The organism is Actinoplanes sp. CA-252034, from assembly GCF_050956125.1.
Classification (GTDB): Bacteria; Actinomycetota; Actinomycetes; order Mycobacteriales; family Micromonosporaceae; genus Actinoplanes.
In genome coordinates this window covers 8,574,197-8,593,613 of the sequence record NZ_CP191846.1, presented here as the reverse complement: position 1 = coordinate 8,593,613, position 19,417 = coordinate 8,574,197, and the positions used below count along the sequence as shown (strand labels likewise).

Sequence of the window (19,417 nt, the reverse complement as noted above, 5' to 3'; positions counted from 1 at the left end):
TCGGTTTCGTCCACCGTGCCGGTGGTGGCCCTTGTCGGTTTCGTCCGCCGTGCCGGCGGTGGTCTTCGTGGCCCGTCGCGTCAGGGCAGTTTGAGGACGTCGGCGATGACCGCGCCGTCCGGCTCCAGCCGAACCGCCGCCGGGCTGTCGTAGACGATCAGCACCCGATCCGTACCCACCATGCTCAGACCCTCGGCGTGGTCGTCGCCCTCGCCGTAGGTCAGCTCCAGCTCCCGGGTGATCAGATCGTGCCGCACGATCGTCGGCACCTCCGCCACACACGCGTCGTGCCAGCGGTAGATGCGCACCGGCCCGTCCAGGTCCATCGTCGGCCCGGCAAGCACCAGCAGGTCGTTTCCGGCCGGGCAGAGGTCGCGGACACCCAGACCTTCAAGATCAAGGACATGTTTGCGGTACGGCAACCCGTCCTCGAACCTGTGCAGACGCAGTCGTCCCGGCTCGGTGGCCAGCACATACGGCCGGAGCTCCAGCACGAACGCCCACCCGCGCAGCACCGGCCCACGCAGGCCGAGGAAGACCCGGTCGTCCCGGACCGCGATGCCCTCGATGTCGAGCCCGTTGTCCTTGCCCGGGATCGGCAGGAACGGCGCCAGGTGCTCGTCGTCGCGCAGCAGCCGCCGCAGGTCGTCGCGGGCACTCAGCGCGGCGGCCCGGTGGCGCACCCCGTCGACGGTGATCTCGCGGACCGGCGTCGGCACCCCGTCGATGTCGGTGACCGGCAGCCGGACGAGGATCTGCCGGTTGTCCTGCCCCTCGACCCGGGCCAGCCGGCGCAGCGCCTTCGGCCCCTCGTGACGGTCCTTGATCTGCTTGCGGCGCAGGCTGTGCGAGCCGACCGCCCAGAGGAAGTGACTCGTGCGGGCGAGCCCCTCCACGTCGGCCTCCTCGTCGGCGTCGAGGCCGGGCAGATCGACGAAGTCGGCCAGCCGGAACCGTGTCTCCTGCCCGAACTCGGCCGGCTGCTCGGCGTTGTCGGCGATCAACCGCTCGATCGTCGCGGTCTCGTCGCCGGCGATCCAGAGCGCCCGGCCGTCGAGCCGGACCGCCGAGAGGTTCGTGTGGGTGGCCGCGGCCTGCGACTCTTCGGAGAACCGCAGCCGCACCGTGTAGTCGACCGTCATGGGCACATCGTCGCACCACCGTGCATCGGAGCAGGTCGAACATAGAGCTCTGTCCAAATGGACGTTCGGGTCGACCGTGCCGCTCACGGCCGGTCCGCTGACGGACCGGCCGTTTCGCGACCCGCCGGTCAGATCTCCCGTGAGATGTACAGACGGTGACCGGCTGGGACATAGCCCACCCGCTCGTAGACCCGCCACGAGTCGTCACCGGACGCCTCCAGCCAGGCGACCTCCACACCTCGGTCGAAGAGCCGCCGGGTCACACCGGCGCTGATCGCCGCTCCCAGCCCGCGCCGCCGGAACGGCTCGCGCACCGCGATCCCGGCGACCTCACTGACGCCGTCGTTCGCCGGAGCGGCCTGGCCGCCACCGACCCAGTCGCCGTCGGCGGTGCGGGCGCCGAGAGCCACCCCGCCGCGTTCCTGGCTGCGGCGCATCCGGGTGACGGCGGCCTCGGGCTCCTGATCCGGCAGGTCACCGAAGGCCTCGTTCTGTGCGGCGACCACGGCGGCCCGGTCCGGGTCGCTCGATGGCTCTTCCAGAACCAGGCCCGCCGGCAGGGGACACACCGTCAGCCGCTCCGGTGCACAGATCAGGTACTGGTTGCGCTCCTCGACGGCGAACCCCGCCGCGACCAACAGATCCTCCAGGTCAGGGGCGCAACTGGACACGTACTCCAGGCGTGGTTTGCGGCCCGCCTCGGCGAACGCGCTGATCAGGTCGGCGATGTCGGCCGCGGCGATCGGGACGCCCGGCTGTGGCGAGGCGTAGTTGATGTAGGGGCTTTCGGTGTCCGGGTCGAGGCCGGCCACGAACGGGCCGAGCTCGATGACCTTCGGACGGGTACGCAGATGGGACACGACGGAGCGCTGGATGCGCAGATCCATGGTGAAGTGAGCCTTTTCGAGAGAATGACAAGGAAACCCCTGCGAGGGGACACGTGACTACGCAGGACCGCCGCTGGCGGAGAACGCTCAGCGACGGCCGACTGGCCGGGCGGCGATCACAGGCTTCACTTCTCTCGAGCGCATCGGGACCGTGCTCTGTCGCACGATCGCCCAGCGAGGTTTTCACGAACCCGCGGTAGCGCGCAACCCCGGGTCGAGGACGGCCATCGGCGCGGGCCGGCCGCCTGCGCGGCCCGCGCCGACGACCCTCACTCTGGTCGATCGTGGACACGAAGTCCATCGCCGTCTATGCGTACGGGAGCCGTGCCGGTTTTTGTCGGTGGGGGTCGCTAGGGTTCAGCCCGTCGTCGTGGAACGAGACCTGGGAGTGGGCCGGTGACCGAAGTGGTGGGCTCCGACACGTTCGTCGTGCCGTCGGCGTGGAAGCGGTTCGTGCTGCCCCGGCGGGGCGCCGCGCCGTCGGCTCCGAAACCTGGAGCGGCCGATGTCCGTGCGGCTGAGGAACTGCTGACCGCGTTCGACGGCGACGTGCGCACGGCGCTGCGCCACCGCCTCATCGCGGGCGACCTGGCCGGGGCCGGGCACGGTTACCTTGAGGGCGGAGCGTCGGTCACCCCGCTCGGCGCGGCGGTGGTGGCGCGCGGCGTCGCGGGCGCGCTCCCGTGGTCGCGGCGTGACGAGCCGACCGCCTTCGCCGACTTCTGGCGCGCCCGGCACGGGCTGGCCTTCGCCGCGGCCGCCACCGTCGAGCTGGCCGGGTTCCACCTCGGCTCCTCGCCCTCGGAGACCGCGATCACCCGCTCACTGCCCGATGCGGACGCCAACGGCGCGGGCACGCGGCTCGCCGTCCGGATGGGCTACCACCTGCGCCGGGCCGTCGTCGCCGCCCCGGCCGAGGAGTATGCGGCGGTGGTGACCGCGCTCGCCGGGTCGCGCGGGCCGGCGCTGTCGCAGCAGGCGCTCGTGTCGGTCATCGCGCCGGACGAGACGGCCTGGGCCGACGAGATCTGCGCCACCGTGTCGGCTCTGGGCGGCCGCGAGGCGCTGAAAGGGCTACTGCTCACCGTCGTGTCGGCCGAGCCGTACGCGTCCGGGCTCGCCGCGCAGCTGTCACCCTGGGCGGCGCTCTCCGAGAACGAGCGGATCTACACCTTCACCGCCACGCTGGGCCCGGCCGCCGCCCCGGCACTGGCCGCGTGGCTGGACGCGACGTCCGACGACGCACAGTATCGGCGGAAGCTGCTCGCCCTGCTCGCCCTGCTCGCCGCGGTCGGCGGTGACACGGCGTTCAACGCCTTGATCGAGCGCACCGACCAGCCTGACGTGCCGGGTGCCCTCTCCGACGCGGCCGGCCGCGACCCGGCCCGTGCGCTGCGCCTGTTCGCCGAGGCGCCGGCCGCCGACCGGCTCCTGCAACGGCACCTCGCCAACCACCGGGCGCTGGCCGCCGAGGTCCGTCCCAGCCTGTCCGAGGCGGCCGCCGTCCGCTTCGACGCCGCGCACGGCGTGCTCCTCGCGGTGGACTCCGACACCGCCGCTCCCGAGGAGCTGCCGCCGATCCTGGTGACCCCGCCCTGGCTGGCCCCGGTGGCCCGCAAGCCGCTGGTCGTCACCGGCCTGACCGGTGACGACCCGGTGCGGGTCGCATGGGCGCCGGGCGAGCGCGAAGCCTGGGCCGCCGGCACCTGGGCCGCACGGCACGGCGGCGCACACGACTGGGCCGCCGTCGCCCGGCGGCTCGGCACCAGCGCCTCCAACGGCTGGGACGAGATCGATCTCTTCCTCCGCGGGCCGGACGACGTGACCCTGCCCCTGGTGTCGGGCTGGCGGCCGAGCTATCTCTACGACGCCGCCGAATGGGGTGCGGAGTTGCTCGCGCGCTACGGGGCAGAGGCCGTCCCGCCGCTCGTCGACGTCGCCCGCCGGGCCCCGGCGACGGCAGCCCGGCTGCTGGCCCCGGTCACCGGCCCGGAGATCGCGTCGCTGATGGCCGGCTGGCTCGCCCGCGTGCGCTCCGCCCGCCCGGTCGCCCTGACCTGGTTCGCCCGGCACACCACGGCGGCGGCCCGGGCCCTGGTGCCGGTCGCGGTGGGCAGGACCGGTCAGGCGCGCTCCGACGCCGAGGGCGCGCTGCGCGCCATGGCCGGTGCCGGGCACGACAGCGAGGTGCGCGCCGCCGCAGCCGGCCTCGGGCCGGAGGCCTCCGCCGCGGTCGAGGAGATCCTGGCCGTCGACCCGCTGACCCTCCTGCCCTCACCCATGCCGTCGCTACCGGACTGGGCCGGCCCGGCGACGATGCCCGGTGTCCTGCTCACCGGCGGCCGGGGCCGGCTGCCCGTCGAGTCGATCCGCCATCTGCTCACCATGCTCCTCGTCTCCCGGCTGGACAGCCCGTACCCGGGGCTCGCCCTGGTCGAGGCCGAGTGCGAGCCCACCGACCTGGCCGAGCTCGTCTGGACGCTGTTCACCGAGTGGCGCGAGGCCGGCCACCCGGCGAAACAGAACTGGGCACTCGACGCGCTCGGCCTGCTCGGCGACGACGAGACGGTTCGCAGGCTGGCGCCGGTGATCCGCGCCTGGCCCGGCGAGGGCGGCCACACCCGCGCGGTCGCCGGGCTCGACGTGCTGGCCGCCATCGGCACCGACGTCGCTCTGATGTATCTCCACGGCATCGCACAGGAGGTGAAGTTCCGGGCGCTCAAGGAACGGGCCGGTGAGAAGATCGCCGAGCTGGCGGCCGAGCTCGGGCTCACCACCGAGGAACTGGCCGACCGTCTGGTGCCCGATCTCGGGCTGGACGCCGCGGGCAGCCTGGTCCTCGACTACGGGCGGCGCACCTTCACGGTCGGCTTCGACGAGCAGCTCAAGCCGTTCGTGGCCGATGCCACCGGCAAACGGCTCAAGGCACTGCCCAAGCCGGGCGCTCAGGACGACCCGGTGCTCGCGCCGGAGGCGTACCAGCGGTTCACCGCTCTGAAGAAGGACGTCCGGGCGATCGCGACCGACCAGGTCCGCCGGCTCGAACAGGCGATGGTCGGCCGCCGCCGCTGGACCGGCGCCGCCTTCCGCCAGTTCCTGGCCGGCCACCCGCTGCTGCGGCACCTGGTCCGCCGGCTCGTCTGGGTCCGCTTCGACGCGGCCGGCCACCCGGGCGCGGGCCTGCGCCCGGCCGAGGACGGCAGTCTCGCCGACGTCACCGACGAGACCGTCACCCTCGGCGACGAGGACCAGGTCGGGATCGCCCACCCACTACACCTCGGCGACGATCTGGCCGCGTGGGCGGAGATCTTCGCCGACTACGAGATCCTCCAGCCATTCCCGCAGCTCGGCCGTGAGGTCGACCCGCTGACCTCGGAGCGGGCGGCGGCGCTCGTCGGGCGCCGGGCGCCGAGCACCACCCTGCTCGGCCTGGAACGGCGCGGCTGGCGGCGCGGCAGCCCACAGGACGCCGGGGTGCAGGGCTGGTTCGAGCGCGACCTGCCCGGCGGCCTGCAACTCGTGGTCGCCATCGACCCGGGCATCGCCGTCGGCGCGATCGACGTCCTCGGCGACCAGACCGTCGAGGCGATCTTCGTGGCCACGGCCGGTGCCCACCACTGGTTCCGGCCGGGGCAGGACGACCGTCTCCGTGAGCTCGACCCCATCACCGCGGCCGAGGCGCTGCGCGATCTGACCGAGGTGCTCGCATGACCGCCACCACGACCGCCCACGTGCAGCGCCCGCCCGCCGAGGTGCGGTTCGCCGACGAGCTGGCCCGCCTGCGGGCGGCCGACGACGCGCCCACCCCGCCCGGCTGGGCGCTCAGCCTGCGGGCCGCCCGCGCCTTCATCGTCGGCGACGAGCGGCTCGGCGTGACCCGCAAGTTCGTCGGCGACCCGTCGCTGATCGACCGGGCCCTGGTCAGCCTCGCCACCAGCCGCGGCCTGCTGCTCGTCGGCGACCCGGGCACCGCGAAATCGCTGCTCTCCGAGCTGCTCGCAGCCGCCGTGAGCGGTGACTCGACGCTCACCATCCAGGGCGGCGCGGCCACCACCGAGGACCAGATCAAGTATTCGTGGAACTATGCGCTCCTCGTCGCCGAGGGGCCCACCGAGCGGTCACTGGTGCCGGCGCCGCTGCTGCGCGGCATGGCCCAGGGGCAGGTGGTCCGCTTCGAGGAGATCACCCGCTGCCCGCTCGAGGTGCAGGACTGTCTGCTCTCCCCGCTCTCCGACCGGGTGCTCGCCGTCCCCGAGCTGCCCGGTGACGGCGGCATGGTGTTCGCCATGGAGGGCTTCAACATCATCGCCACGGCCAACACCCGCGACCGGGGCGTCAACGACATGAGCTCGGCGCTGAAACGGCGCTTCAACTTCGAGACGGTCTTTCCCATCGCCGACTTCGACACCGAGCTGTCGCTGGTCGAGGCGGAGGCCGGTGCGCTGCTGCGCCGGTCCGGGGTGACCGCTCCACCCCGGCGCGACGTGCTGGAGGTGCTGGTCACGGCGTTCCGGGAGCTGCGGGCCGGGCGTACCGCGCGAGGGGACGAGATGGACCGGCTGTCCGCGGTGATGAGCACCGCCGAGGCGGTCTCGGTCGCGCACGCCGTCGGTCTGCGCGGCTGGTTCCTGCGTGGCGACACCGGCAGCGCCGCCGACCTGGTGTCCTGTCTCGCCGGGACCGCCGCCAAGGACAGCCCGGAGGACCTGGCGAAACTGCGCCGATACCTGGAGCAGCACACCTCGTGGCGTACCGGCCCGCAGTGGCGTGAGCTGCGGGACGCGCGCCGGGAGCTTCCCGGCGGATGAGTCTCACCGTCATCGGGGTCCGGCACCACAGCCCCGCCTGCGCCCGTCTCGTCGGCTCGACGATCGCCGCTCTGCGGCCCGCCTTCGTGCTGATCGAGGGCCCGGCCGACATGAACGCGCGGATCGGCGAGCTGCTGCTGGGGCACGAACTGCCGGTGGCGGTCTTCACCAGTTACCTCGACGAGCAGCGGCGCCACGGCTCGTGGGCGCCGTTCTGTGAGTACTCACCCGAGTGGGAGGCGCTGCGGGCCGGCCGCGAGTGTGGCGCCGAGCTGCGGTTCATCGACCTGCCGGCGTGGCACGAGGCGTTCGCCGACCGGGACAACCGGTATGCCGACGCCGAGTTGCGCTACGCCGAGGCGGTGGAGCGGCTGTGCGCCGAGTTCGGGGTCGACAACAGCGACGCTCTCTGGGATCACGTCATCGAGATGGGGCCGGCCGAGGAGGCCGGGCAGCGGCTGGAGACCTATTTCGACCTGATCCGGGGCGACTCGGCGGCGGGGCCCTCGGACACGGCGCGCGAGGCGTACATGGCACGGTGGATCCGCGCCGCCCGGGCGGCGGCGGGGGACCGGCCGGTCGTCGCCGTGGTCGGGGGCTTCCACCGGCCCGCCCTGCTCCGCCTCGCCGCACCCACGGCCGGCCCCCACGACGGTCCGGACTCTCCGGTCGGGCATGCCGGCGAATCGGTCCCGGAGCCCGGGTGGCCGGACGTGCCGGAGCCGCCGACGGGAGCGACCGCGGGCAGCTACCTCGTTCCCTACTCGTTCCGGCGACTCGACGCGTTCGCCGGCTACCAGTCCGGGATGCCGTCTCCGGAGTTCTACCAGCGGCTCTGGGAGAGTGGCCCACAGGAGGCCGCCCGTTACCTGATCACCGCGGTCGCCGAGCGGCTGCGCCGACGCGGGCAGCCCGTCTCCACCGCCGACCTGATCGCCGCCCGGACGGGTGCGGAGGCTCTCGCGCGGCTGCGTGGCCACGACTGCCCGTCCCGGGTCGACGTGCTCGACGGCCTGGCCTCCGCCCTGGTCAACGAGGCGCTCGACGTGCCGCTGCCGTGGGCGGTGCGGGGTGCCGTCACCGCGGGGCAGCACCCGGCGGTCGTCGAGATGACCGCCGCCCTCAGCGGCGACCGGGTCGGCCGTCTGCACCCGGACACCCCACTGCCACCGTTGGTCCACGCCGCCACCGCGGAACTCGAGCGATACGCCCTCGACCGGCCGGGCGAGCACAGCGCCGACCTCACCGAACCGCACGGCCGGACCGTCAGCCGGGTTCTGCACCGGCTGCGTGTCCTGGAGATTCCCGGGTTCCGGCGCGACTCCGGGCCCGCCACCGGCATCGACCCGGTGCTGCGGGAGCAGTGGACCGTCCAGCGGCACCCGCACCGGCTCGCCGCACTCATCGAGGCCGGCGGATACGGTCCGACGCTGGAGGCCGCGGCCGCGACTCTGATCGCCCAGCGGATCGACGACGCCGGCGGTGACCTCGGCCGGATCGCGGACGCGCTGTTCGACGCGGCGCTGTGCGGGGTCACCGACCTCGGATCGGACGTGCCCGCCCGACTCGAACGCGGCATCGCGACCGCCGGTGACCTGCCCACGCTCGGCCGCGTGCTGGCCGTCACCCTCGCCCTCTGGCGGCACGACCGGCTCCTCGGCACGGCCGGTAGCGCCGCCCTCGGCGTCGTCGTGGCCGCCGCTGCCCGCCGCATCCTCTGGCTCGCCGAGGGCTGGCACGCGCCCGGAGCACCGGCGGACCGGGAACGGATCGCGGCTGTCGTGGCGGTACGGGACGCGGTGCTGCACGCGGCGGGACTCGGCGTGGACCGTACCGCCGCTGTGGAGATCTCCGGCCGCATCGCCGCCGACCGCGCCGCGCCGCCCGACCTGCGGGGCGCCTTCTACGGTCTCGGCCGGTCCCTGCTCGGCGACGACGAACCCGCCGGGCTCTTCCCGGAGCCGGGGGAGGCCGTGCGCGGCGCGTTCACCGGCGGCACCGCGGGAGACTGGCTGGCCGGGCTGTTCGGGGTGGCCCGCGAGCACGTCCTCGCGCCCGGCGGCATCCTCGCCCTCCTCGACGACCTGGTCGCCGGGCTCGGCTCCGACGACTTCCTGGTCGCGCTGCCCGCGCTGCGGCAGGCCTTCGAGTACTTCCCGCCCCGCGAACGGGAGACGATCGCCGAAGAGCTGCTGACCCGGCGCGGCCTCGCCGGGTCCGGCCGCGACCTGCTCCGCATGTCCGTCGCGCCGCGGACGGTGGCGGCCGGAATGGCCCTGGACGAGATCGTCGAAGAACGCCTGGTCCGGGCCGGGCTGATCACCGTGGGGAGGACCAATGACTGACGTCGGCCTGGAACGATGGCGGCTCATCCTCGGCTCGCCGGCCGGCGGCTGCCTCGGCGGTCTCAGCGGCGGCAACGCCCAGCGCGACGCGGCCCTCGACTGGTTGTACGGCCGCGACGAGGAGTTGAGCCGCCGCGACATCCGGCGTACGGGCGGCACCGGCCCGTCCCAGCTCACCACCGTCGACTGGCTCGACGACATCACCCAGCTGTTCCCGAAGGAGACGGTCGAGCGACTGCAACAGGACGCCGTCGAGCGGTACCAGATCGACGACATCGTCACCGATCCCGGCGTCCTCGAACGGATCGAGCCCAACCCGGCCCTGCTGCGGGCCGTGCTCCGCACCAAACACCTGATGAACCCCGAGGTGCTCCGGCTCGCCCGGCGGCTGGTCGAAGCCGTCGTGCGTGACCTGATGCGGCGGCTCGCCACCGAGGTGCAGCAGAGCTTCTCCGGCGCCCGGTCCCGGCGTGCCAGCCGGTTCCGTCAAGCCCGTGACTTCGACGCCCGGCGGACCATCCGGGCGAACCTCGGCAACTACCGGCCCGACGAGCGGCGGGTGTATGTGCAGACGCCCTACTTCGCGTCGCGCACCCGGCGGCAGATCAACCAGTGGCAGGTCATCCTGCTCGTCGACCAGTCCGGATCCATGCTGTCGTCGGTCATCCACTCGGCGATCACCGCGGCCTGCCTGTGGGGGCTGCCGGGCGTTCGGACCCACCTGATCGCCTTCGACACCGAGGTCGTCGACCTGACCTCCGACGTCAGCGACCCGGTCGAGCTGCTGATGAAGACCCAGCTCGGCGGCGGCACCGACATCGCGCGCGCCGTACGGTACGCGGCCCAGCTCGTCGAGCAGCCGCGGCGCACGATCGTGGCGGTGGTCAGCGACTTCTACGAGGGCGGATCGGAGGCGGGGCTGGTGCGGGCCGTGCGTGAGCTCGTCGAGCAGGGGAGCATCGTGCTCGGGCTCGCCGCCCTCGACGAGAACGCCGATCCCGCGTACGACCGGGCCTGCGCGCAGAGACTCGCGGACGTGGGTGCGTGGGTCGGTGCCATGACCCCCGGTGAGCTGGCCGGATTCGTCGCGGAACGGGTCGGTCGATGAGCGCCGGGCCCCTGCCCGTCCGGGGCGACCTGCGCGCCCTCGACGCTGACGCGCTGGCCGCGCTCGCCAACCGTGGCCTGGTCAAACGAGCCGGCCGCGAGGTCGAACGGGAACCACCGGCTCTCTCCGCCGACGGGTCGGCGATCGTCGCCGAGTTCAGCGACGGCATTCGGGCCACGCTGCCGGAGGGCGGCCTCGAACAGGGGCGATGCACGTGCGGGGCGACCGGCGTCTGCCGTCACCTGATCGGCCTCATCCTCGCGTACCAGATCGCAGCCGCCGTTCCGACTGATTCCTCTGCCGCTGCCGCGTCCTCCACTGCGGGCTCCACTGTGGGCTCCGCCGCTGTTTCCGCTTCGGCGGGCCCCGCTGCCCCTCCGGCCCCTGCCTGCGCCGCCGCTTCGGCCTCTGCGGGCTCTGCCACCTCCGGGGACGATGCCGTCATTGCAGCTTCTGCGGGCGCTCCGGCCGCTGCCTCCGCTGCTACCGGCTCCTCGGCCTCCGCTTCCGGGACCGCCGCCATCTCCGCGGATGCCGGCCGGGCCGGCGAGGAGCTGTCCGGGTCGCCGACCGGCTTCTCCTCCGGACCGGCGCGGATTCCCGGCGCCACCCCCGGACCGGTGAGCGCACCGGAGCGGGCCGCCTGGTCACCCGGTGTCTTCACCGATGCCGAGGTGACGACCCGGATCGGGGCCCGCCTCGTCACAGCGGCCCGGCGGGCGGAACGGGCCGGATACACGGCCCGGATCCGGCGCGGGCCGGTCCCGGTGGTCGAGCTGTCCGCGGCGACTGTGCGGTTCCTGGTGCCTAACGACCTCGGCTACGTGCACACCGACGCCCGGGCCGGGGTCCGAGACGACGTGATCGCACTGGCGGTGTGGGCCTTCCGGGCTGCCGACGAGCAACACCCCGACGACGCCGACTGCGTGATCGACGTCGGGGGCTCCGGTGCCGGCACGACCGCCGGCTCCGGGCTCGAGGCGCTGGTGGAGTTCGCCGCCGAAGTGCTGCGGGGTGGCGCCGTCCACTCGGGCGCCGGTCTCGCCGCCACGGCCGCGGGCCACCTGAGAGCGCTGGAACGTGCCGGGTTGCGGTGGCCGTTCGACGCCGCCACCGAACTCGTCGGCCAGCTCACCGCCTATCGGGACCGCAGCGCCCGCTACTCGCCGGAGCTCCTCGCCGACCTGCTCGCTGAGCTCTTCGCCCGGCACCGCGCGGCCGTGGCCGACGGCGGCGCCGCGGCCCGGGCCCGGGTGCTCGGCTCCGAGGAGGCGGCCGAGACGCCCCTGCGGCGGGTTCGGCTGGACGGCCTCGGCGCCCGGGTCACCGCGATCGACGACGAACGGCGCATCGAGATCTTCCACGGTCAGCCGGCAAGCGGCGTCGTCCTCGTCTCCCACCGGCAGTGGACCACAACCGACGACGGCCCGGCCCTGGCCCGTCGGCGTATCGCCGGGACGACCATCGCCGCCGTGGCCGCCGGAACCCTGGTGACCGAGTCCGCGGTCCGCAGCGCCAGCCGAGCGGTGCGACTGAGCACCAGCCGCGTCGCGAAGTCGAGCGTCACCGCCTCGAACGGCGCCTGGGACGCCCTGCCCGACGGCCTGCTCGTCCGCGACTACGCCCGCCTCGCCACCGACCTGGACGCGATGCCGCCACGGCCGGTCCGGGCCCGAGTCCGCGCCGAACTCGTGCGCGTCCTGGTGATCGCCGAGGTCGGTGCCGCCCACTACTCGCCCGGCGCCCAGCGGCTCACCGTGGAGATCCGGGACGAACACGGCAACCAGGCCACCGTCGTCGCCACCCATGCCGCGGTCACCCCCGGCCGCCTGGACGCTGTCGCCGCCGCCCTCGACGGCCGGCGTGGCAAACCGCGCTACGTGGCCGGCAGCGTCCACCGCAGTGGCGGGCGCGTGGTGATCGACCCTTACGCGATCGCCGCGGACGGCCCGCCGGTCATACCCGACCTGGCCGCTGCCGACGCGTTCCCCGCAACCCCGACCGGCCTGGCCTTCGCGGTCACCACGGCCACAGGCGCGCAAGAGCCCGGCAACGCAACGGCGGCCCCGGAATCCTCCGGAGGCTCCCCGGAATCCTCCGACGGCTCCACAGAGTCCTCCGACCCTTCTGCGGTCTCGGGCGTCCCGGATCCTTCTGGGGTCTCGGGCGTCTCGGATCTTTCTGGGGTCTCGGGCGTCTCGGATTCTTCTGCGGTCTCGGCGGCTACCGGTGGGTTTGGTGTGACGGTGGCCGATGGCCCTTCCGGTGCCATAGCCGGCTCCCGGCCGCCCGAGGTTGCGGGCGCGAGCGGGTCGGTCGATGACCGCTCGAAGCCGCAGGCGGGGGAGCCCGGGGTGCCGGCCGGTGTCGAGGTGTGGGACGGCGCCGAGGGGACGGATGTGCTGGCGGCCGCTGTGGCGGCGGCACGCGACGTGCTCGCCGAGGTTGCCCACAGCGGTCTCGCGCACCTGCCGTCGGCGTATGCGGACCGGCTGCGTAACGCGCGGAACGCGCTCGCCCGAGTCGGGCTGCACCGGGTGGCCTCCGCGCTCGACCAGGTCACTGCCCGGCTCAGCCCCGACCCAGGCATCGACGCGGCGAACGCCTGGGCCGACGCCTACCTACGGGTGAGCCTCGCCGCGGACCTGCTCTGACCGGGTTGACGGGGCAGGGCCCCTGGTCAAATTCCGACGCTGGCCAGGCCAGGCCAGGCCAGGCCAGGCCAGGCCAGGCCAGGCCAGGCCGCGCCGCCTGACTGAGGCCGGCCTGGCCTCGCCGGACGCGGTGCGTGGCGCCGCTGTGCATGGTGCGCGGCGCCGCGCGGTTGTATGCCCGCGGCGCAGTGCGCGGTTGTATGCCGGTGCGGTGCGGTGCGGTGCGGTGCGGTGCGGTGCGCGGGTGCGGTGCGCGGGTGCGGTGCGCGGGGCGGTGCGGTGCCGTGCGCGGTGCGGTGCGGTGCCGTGCGCGGGGCGGTGCGGTGCCGTGCGCGGGGCGGTGCGGTGCCGTGCGCGGGGCGGTGCGGTGCGGTGCCGTGCGCGGGTGCGGTGCGGTGCGGTGCCGTGCGCGGGTGCGGTGCGCGGGTGCGGTGCGGTGCGCGGGTGCGGTGCGCGGGTGTCGTGCGCGGGTGCGGTGCGGTGCGGTGCGGGACTTCAGCTGCGGCTGATGGCGTCCTCGACGCCGGTCTCGTGTGGGCCCAGGAAGATCGGGTCGCGGGCCGTCAGTACGTCGGCTGCTGCTTTGACGGCGGCGCCGTACTCGCGGACTTCGCCTCGGAGCCACATCGCCTCGTAGACGCGGACGCTGTCGTCGCCTACGCCGGTGGCTTCGATGCCCTGTTCGCGGCAGAGGGTCACGGCTCGTGGGAGGTGGAAGGCCTGGGTCACGACGATCGCCTTGTTCACGCCGAAGATCTTGTTGGCGCGGACGCACGAGTCGTAGGTGTCGAATCCGGCGTGGTCGAGGACCACCCGGTCGGCGGGGACACCGCGGGCCACCAGCCAGGACTGCATGGCGCCCGGTTCGTCGTAGGTCCACCGGCCGTGATCGCCGGAGACCAGGATCGCCTTGACCTTGCCGTCGGCCAGGAGTTGGCGGGCGATCTCCAAGCGGGCGGCCAGGAAGGCCGAGGGCTGGCCGTCGTCACCGACCTGCGCGCCGAGCACCAGCGCCACCGGGGCCTCGGGCACCGACGACACGTCATAGATGTGGCCGTCGGCGGAGGAGCGTACCCAATGAGCGCAGGCCAGAGCGACGGCGACCGCGACGACACCGCTCACCGTGCCCACCGCCATCAGGCGGCGCAGCCGTCGCCAGGTGACGAACGTGCGCAGACGCGCCGCCAGGGAACCGAGACGGGAGATCGCCGCGCGGGTCGTCGCGTTGTGGGTGGTGGCACGCGGACCGGGAAGCGTGTCGCCGACCGAGGATCCGGCCGTTCCGGGCCGATCGGTCTGACGCCGGTGACGGGTGGGGAACAGCCAGCCGGGGAGAACACGACGCTTCCGCATCGGACCGAGGATGGCAGACGGCGTCAACGAGCCGGGGAGGACGCAATGGCAGCATGTGGCCATGATCGATATCGCGCCTGACCGGGATCCGTTGGTTCGATGGGCGTTGCGCGCGCCGGGCGCCCGGGTGTGGCGGCGGCCGGGAGCGATCGTCGTGGCCTGCGCCGACCTGTCGCACTGGGACCGGTTGGTGATCAACGGCGAGCCGGGTCCGGTGGCCGGGCTCCTGCGGCAGGTCTTGACCGAGACTGAAGAGACATTCCGGCCATTCGGTACGGAAGAACTGGTCACCGAAGTCGTTGCGCGGATCCCGGAGCTGGAGGTCAGCGCCACGTTCGCGTGGATGGAGACGACGGAGCCCGTCAAGCGTGCCGGCGCGGAACCGGTCCAGCGTGCCGGCGCGGAGCCGGGTGGGCGGGACCACAAGACGAACGGCGTCGCACGGTCGGATGGGCCGGACGGTCAGGCGAACGGCGTCGCACGGTCGGATGGGCGGGACGGTCAGGCGAACGGCGTCGCGCCGCCGGAGGGGCGCGAGGTCTCCGGGGACGGTGTCGCGCGGCCGGATGGGCGCGGGAGCGGGTGGGTCGGGGGCGTCGGACCGGTCTGGCTCGGGGAGGAGGACTCGCCCGAGGTGACCGCGATGATCCGGGAGGCCTATCCGGACTCCTACGCCTGGCCGGGGAACCCTGGGGTGCAGCGATGGGCGGGCATCCGCGACTCCGACGGCAGGCTGCTGACGGTCGCCGCCGAGGCCTGGTCGACGCCGGAGATCGGGTTCATGTCGGGGGTGGCCACCCGCCCGTCAGCGCGTGGACGCGGCCTCGGGCGGTCCATCTGTGCCTTCGTCGCCGATGAGCTGCTGGCCGGCCGGGAACGGGTGGCGTTGCTGGTGGACTACTGGAACACGGCGGCGCTGGCCACCTACACCGGCCTGGGGTTCACGACCAGGCGAGTGGCCGCCGCCCGCCGCCGCTGACCCGGCGAGCCCGCGCCGGACGAGCCGACATCAGCGCGGGCGGCGTCGAGCCGGCGCGCGGTCAACGGGGGCGGCGCCCGGAGGGCCGAAGAGACGAGTCGGCGCAGCCCTTCGGCGGGTCGGGCTCAGCCGGCTCGGCGGGCCACGTAGAGCAGGTACTCCCAGTCCATCGCGCCGTCTCCGGCGTCATGGCGCTCAGCCAGGGCGAGGAGCTCGCCGTCCAGGGCGGCGACGCGGGCCGGGTCGTCGGCGATGTTGCGGTAGACGGCGATCGTCGGGCCGTAGTTGCTCTTGAAGTAGTCGCGGAACGCGGCGGCCGTGCGGAAGTGGCCGACCCGCAGGGACCGGCGTTCCACGGTCACGTCGGTGACATGATCGCCGAAAAGGGACGCGAGGTGGGCCGGGTCACCCCACAGCGGCGGCGGCTGTGCGCCGGGCGGGGGCGGGGCGGCGTACGGCTTCATGGTCGCGAACATCTGCCCGATGAAGCCTTCCGGGGTCCAGTTGGCGAGGCCGATGGTCCCGCCGGGACGGCACACCCGCAGGAGCTCCCCGGCGGCGGCGGTGTGGAACGGGGCGAACATGACGCCGATGCAGGAGATCACCGTGTCGAAGGCGGCGGTCTCGAACGGCAGGTCCTCGGCGTCGGCTTCGATCCAGGTCACTCCGGCGGGGGAGCTCTTCTCCCCGACGGCCAGCAGCTCGGGGGTGAGATCACTGGCGGTGACGGTGGCGCCGGTCTTCGCGGCCGGGATCGCAGCGTTGCCGGTGCCCGCCCCGACGTCCAGGACGGTCTGGCCGGGCCCGATACCGGCCGCCTGGACGAGTGCCGGCCCGAGCGGCGCGACGAGTTCGGAGGCGACCGCTGGATAGTCGCCGGAGGCCCACATGGCACGGTGCTTGGTCTTCACGGTTGTCGTCATGTCACCGACAGTAGGGATCCGTGGAGGGCCCGGCCTAGTACACGATGTGTACCGGCGGAAGGAGACACCCATGGGAGCGTCTTACGGGCAGTTCTGTCCGGTGGCGAAGGCGATGGAGCTGCTCGACGAGCGCTGGACGATGCTGGTGATCCGGGAGCTGATCGCCGGTGGCCGCCGGTTCAACGATCTGCGGCGAGGGCTGCCGCGCATGTCGCCGACATTGCTGTCACGGCGATTGCAGCAGCTCAGCGCGGCCGGTGTGGTGAGACGGCGGGAATCGGGCGCCGAGGTGGAGTACGAGCTGACCGAGGCGGGCCTGGAGTTGCGGCCGATCGTGGTGGCGCTCGGCGAGTGGGGCACCCGCTGGATCCCCGAGCTGGGCGACCGTGATCTCGATCCGAAGCTACTGCTCTGGGACATGCACCGGTCGGTCGATCACGGCGCGGTGCCGGCCAAGCGGACGGTTCTGCATTTCCGGTTCCCGTCGGCGCCGGCGAGGGTACGGGACTGGTGGCTCGTGATCACGCCGGGCGAGGCCGACATCTGTGACGTCGACCCCGGCCACGACGTGGACGTGCTGGTGACCGCCGACCTGCGCTGCCTGACCGACGTGTGGCGGGGCGAGCGCACGTGGGCGTCCGGCCTGCGCTCGGGTGAGCTGGCCTTCCAGGGGCCGGAGGACCTGCGCCGCGCCCTGCCGGCCTGGTTCCGACAGTTCGCCTTCGCAGCGGTCCCCCGCCCGTGAGGGAGCCCGGCCGCGGGAACGGCCGGCGTCCGTGAAGGAGCCCGGCCGCGGGAACGGCCGGCGTCCGTGAGCGAGCCCGGCCGCGGGAACGGCCGGCGGGAAGAGGGGTCAGCTGATCCGGAACTTGGCGGCCAGCAGCGCCGACGGCCGTGAGTTGGGCCCGACCAGCAGCTCGAAGTCACCGGCCTCGACGACCCGCGTCCCGTCGGCGTCGACGAGCGTGCAGTCCGCGGCCGCCACCTCGACGGCGACCGTGACGCTCTCGCCGGCCGGCACGGTGACCTGCCGGTACGCCTTCAGCTCGCGGCTCGCCCAGGTGACGCTGGTGACGAGGTCGCTGACGTAGACCTGCACGGTCTCCAGCGCCGGCCGCGTCCCGGTGTTGGTCAGTCGCACGGTGGCTCGGACGATCCCGTCGGCGGCCACGTCCGGCTCCTCGATGCTGAGCCCGTCGTAGGTGACGGTCGTGTAGCTGAGCCCCTCACCGAAGGCGAACAGCGGGTCCTGGGTGAGGTCGGCGTACCGGGAGCCGTGCTGTCCACGGGTCTGGTTGTAGAAGACCGGCTGCTGTCCGGCGTGCCGGGCCGCCGAGATGGGCATCCGGCCGGTCGGCTCGATCAGGCCGAGCAGGAGCTCGGCGATGGCCTGCCCGCCGCGCATGCCCGGGTTGAACGCCTGCACGATGGCGGCCGCGCCGAGCGCCGACTCGGGCAGGGCGTGTGGTTTGCCGTCGATCAGGACGACGATCATCGGGGTGCCGCTGGCGGCGACCGCGTCGAGCAGGGCGATCTGGCCGCCCTGGAGCTCCAGGGTGGCGGTGGACTTGTGCTCGCCGTTGAGGTTGACGGTGTCGCCGACGACCACGATCGCGTAGTCGGCGGCGGCCGCGGTGGCCGCCGCGGCGGCGACGCGGGCCGGGTCGGCGGGCACACCCACCGAGATCGGCGGCCTGGGCTGCCCGTCCGGGAACGTCTCGCCCTCGGGGTCGGGAACGAGCTCCTCGATCTCGACGGCCGGGTCGAAGTCGAGCGTCCAGCCGTCCGGCAGCAGATCACGCAGACCGTCGAGGACCGTGGTGGTGAGCTCCCGCGGATGGCCGTCGGGAAGCCAGTCGACCTGCCCGGAGTCGCCGGCCCAGTCGCCGAGCTGCGTCGACACGTCGTCGGCGTTGGGACCGAGCAGGGCGATGCGCTTCGACGGGCCGGACGGCGAGGCGGCGGGGAGGGGCAGGACCCCCTCGTTGCGCAGCAGGACCAGCGACCGCCGGGCGATCTCCAGGTTGAGCTCCGTGTGCGCGGGGCTGCCGATCACCGCGGCCTGCCGTTCGGCGTCCGGGGTACGCGGGTTCTCGAAGAGGCCCAGCTCGAACTTCAGGCGCAGGATCCGCCGTACCGCGGCGTTGATGTCGTCCTCGTCGAGAATGCCGCGCCGGATCGCCTCCTGGGCTCCCTCGAAGAAGGCCGGTGTCGTCATGATCAGGTCGTTGCCGGCCTTGACGGCGACCGCCGCGGCCTCGGCGTAGTCGGCGCAGACCTTCTGCTCCCAGACCATCCGGCCGACGTTGTCCCAGTCGGTGACGAGGGTGCCGGTGAAGCCCCACTCCTCCTTGAGCACGTCGTTGAGCAGCCACTTGTTGGCGGTGATCGGCACGCCGTCCATCGACTGGTAGCCGAGCATGAAGACCCGGCAGCCCTCGGCGGCGGCCCGCTCGAACGGCGGCAGGAACCAGGAGCGCAGCTTGCGCCGGCTGATGTCGGCCTCGCTGGCGTCACGGCCGCCCTGGGTCTCGGAGTATCCGGCGAAGTGCTTGGCGGTGGCCAGGATCGCGGTCGGGTCGGTGAGGCCCTCGCCCTGGTAGCCGCGGATCATGGCGGCGCCGAGCTCGGAGATCAGGTACGGGTCCTCGCCGAACGTCTCGTCGACGCGGCCCCACCGCAGGTCACGGGCGATGCACAGCACCGGCGAGAAGGTCCAGTGCACGCCGGTGGCGGCGGCCTCCACTGCGGTGGCCCGGGCGACCTGCTCGACGAGGGTAGAGTCCCAGGTGGCGGCCATGGCGAGCTGTGTGGGGAAGACCGTGGCGCCGGGCCAGAAGGCGTGCCCGTGGATGCAGTCCTCGGCGGTGATCAGCGGGATCCGCAGCCGGGTCCGGGAGACCAGCTCCGCGGCCTCGACGAGCTTGGCGGGGGAGGTGTGCAGGATCGATCCGGCCAGCTTGTCCAGGACGATCTCACCGATGTCCTGTCGCGCGTCGAGCTGGAGCATCTGGCCGACCTTCTCGGGAAGAGTCATCCGGCCCAGCAGATCCTCGACACGCTCTCGCACCGGGAGCGAGGAGTCCTGATATGGCAAGGGCATGAGTTTCTCCGATGGGTCTACCGAACGCGAACGGTTCGGAGTCTTCCACGTACGGAACCGGTTCCGGCACCCCGCTACGGTTCCGGAACTTCATCCACTGGGAAGGCTTTGTGGG

Annotated in this window: 12 protein-coding genes; 7 read left to right on the top strand and 5 right to left on the bottom strand. The window is 73.3% G+C overall.

Annotation, left to right across the window (positions count from 1 at the left end):
• Positions 1-80 precede the first annotated feature (80 nt).
• Both ACQPZW_RS38885 and ACQPZW_RS38880 read right to left on the bottom strand, forming a co-directional pair.
• A complete protein-coding gene (locus tag ACQPZW_RS38885) occupies positions 81-1,142 on the bottom strand; it encodes a DUF3616 domain-containing protein (RefSeq protein WP_433791014.1) in 1,062 nt (353 codons plus the stop codon).
• A gap of 128 nt (positions 1,143-1,270) precedes the next feature.
• On the bottom strand, positions 1,271-2,029 hold the full coding sequence (locus ACQPZW_RS38880) for a GNAT family N-acetyltransferase (RefSeq protein WP_433791013.1): 759 nt from the start codon (positions 2,027-2,029) through the stop codon (positions 1,271-1,273).
• 396 nt (positions 2,030-2,425) lie between these two features.
• Between ACQPZW_RS38880 and ACQPZW_RS38875 the strand changes: the two genes are divergently transcribed.
• Genes ACQPZW_RS38875 through ACQPZW_RS38855 form a run of 5 tightly spaced genes read left to right on the top strand, consistent with a single transcriptional unit; the run spans position 2,426 to position 12,944 of the window.
• Positions 2,426-5,740, top strand: a complete 3,315-nt coding sequence (locus ACQPZW_RS38875; RefSeq protein WP_433791012.1) for a DUF4132 domain-containing protein — start codon at positions 2,426-2,428, stop codon at positions 5,738-5,740.
• A complete protein-coding gene (locus ACQPZW_RS38870; RefSeq protein ID WP_433791011.1) occupies positions 5,737-6,837 on the top strand; it encodes an ATP-binding protein in 1,101 nt (366 codons plus the stop codon). The genes ACQPZW_RS38875 and ACQPZW_RS38870 overlap by 4 nt, the downstream gene beginning before the upstream one ends.
• On the top strand, positions 6,834-9,182 hold the full coding sequence (locus tag ACQPZW_RS38865) for a DUF5682 family protein (RefSeq protein ID WP_433791010.1): 2,349 nt from the start codon (positions 6,834-6,836) through the stop codon (positions 9,180-9,182). Before ACQPZW_RS38870 ends, ACQPZW_RS38865 begins: the two co-directional genes overlap by 4 nt.
• Positions 9,175-10,290, top strand: coding sequence for a VWA domain-containing protein (locus tag ACQPZW_RS38860; protein WP_433791009.1), 1,116 nt, complete (start codon positions 9,175-9,177; stop codon positions 10,288-10,290). The genes ACQPZW_RS38865 and ACQPZW_RS38860 overlap by 8 nt, the downstream gene beginning before the upstream one ends.
• Entirely contained in the window at positions 10,287-12,944 is a 2,658-nt protein-coding gene (locus ACQPZW_RS38855) for a hypothetical protein (protein ID WP_433791008.1), read from the top strand. Before ACQPZW_RS38860 ends, ACQPZW_RS38855 begins: the two co-directional genes overlap by 4 nt.
• Positions 12,945-13,439: 495 nt before the next feature.
• Here ACQPZW_RS38855 and ACQPZW_RS38850 read toward each other — a convergent pair whose 3' ends face one another.
• Positions 13,440-14,297: a SanA/YdcF family protein gene (locus ACQPZW_RS38850; protein WP_433791007.1), complete on the bottom strand. Its 858-nt coding sequence runs from the start codon at positions 14,295-14,297 to the stop codon at positions 13,440-13,442.
• A 61-nt stretch (positions 14,298-14,358) separates the two neighbouring features.
• Here ACQPZW_RS38850 and ACQPZW_RS38845 point away from each other — a divergent pair, with 61 nt between their 5' ends.
• Complete coding sequence (locus ACQPZW_RS38845) at positions 14,359-15,276, top strand: GNAT family N-acetyltransferase (RefSeq protein WP_433791006.1); 918 nt, start codon at positions 14,359-14,361, stop codon at positions 15,274-15,276.
• Between the two features lie 125 nt (positions 15,277-15,401).
• Here the strand turns inward: ACQPZW_RS38845 and ACQPZW_RS38840 are convergent, their stop codons facing one another.
• A complete protein-coding gene (locus ACQPZW_RS38840; protein ID WP_433791005.1) occupies positions 15,402-16,199 on the bottom strand; it encodes a class I SAM-dependent methyltransferase in 798 nt (265 codons plus the stop codon).
• Between the two features lie 70 nt (positions 16,200-16,269).
• On the opposite strand from ACQPZW_RS38840, the gene ACQPZW_RS38835 reads away from it, so the two are divergent.
• The gene (locus ACQPZW_RS38835; RefSeq protein ID WP_433791004.1) at positions 16,270-16,944 is read left to right on the top strand and encodes a winged helix-turn-helix transcriptional regulator; all 675 of its coding nucleotides are present in this window, start codon (positions 16,270-16,272) and stop codon (positions 16,942-16,944) included.
• Positions 16,945-17,052: 108 nt separating this feature from the next.
• Here ACQPZW_RS38835 and ACQPZW_RS38830 read toward each other — a convergent pair whose 3' ends face one another.
• Positions 17,053-19,302: a beta-glucosidase family protein gene (locus tag ACQPZW_RS38830; RefSeq protein ID WP_433791003.1), complete on the bottom strand. Its 2,250-nt coding sequence runs from the start codon at positions 19,300-19,302 to the stop codon at positions 17,053-17,055.
• Positions 19,303-19,417 lie beyond the last annotated feature (115 nt).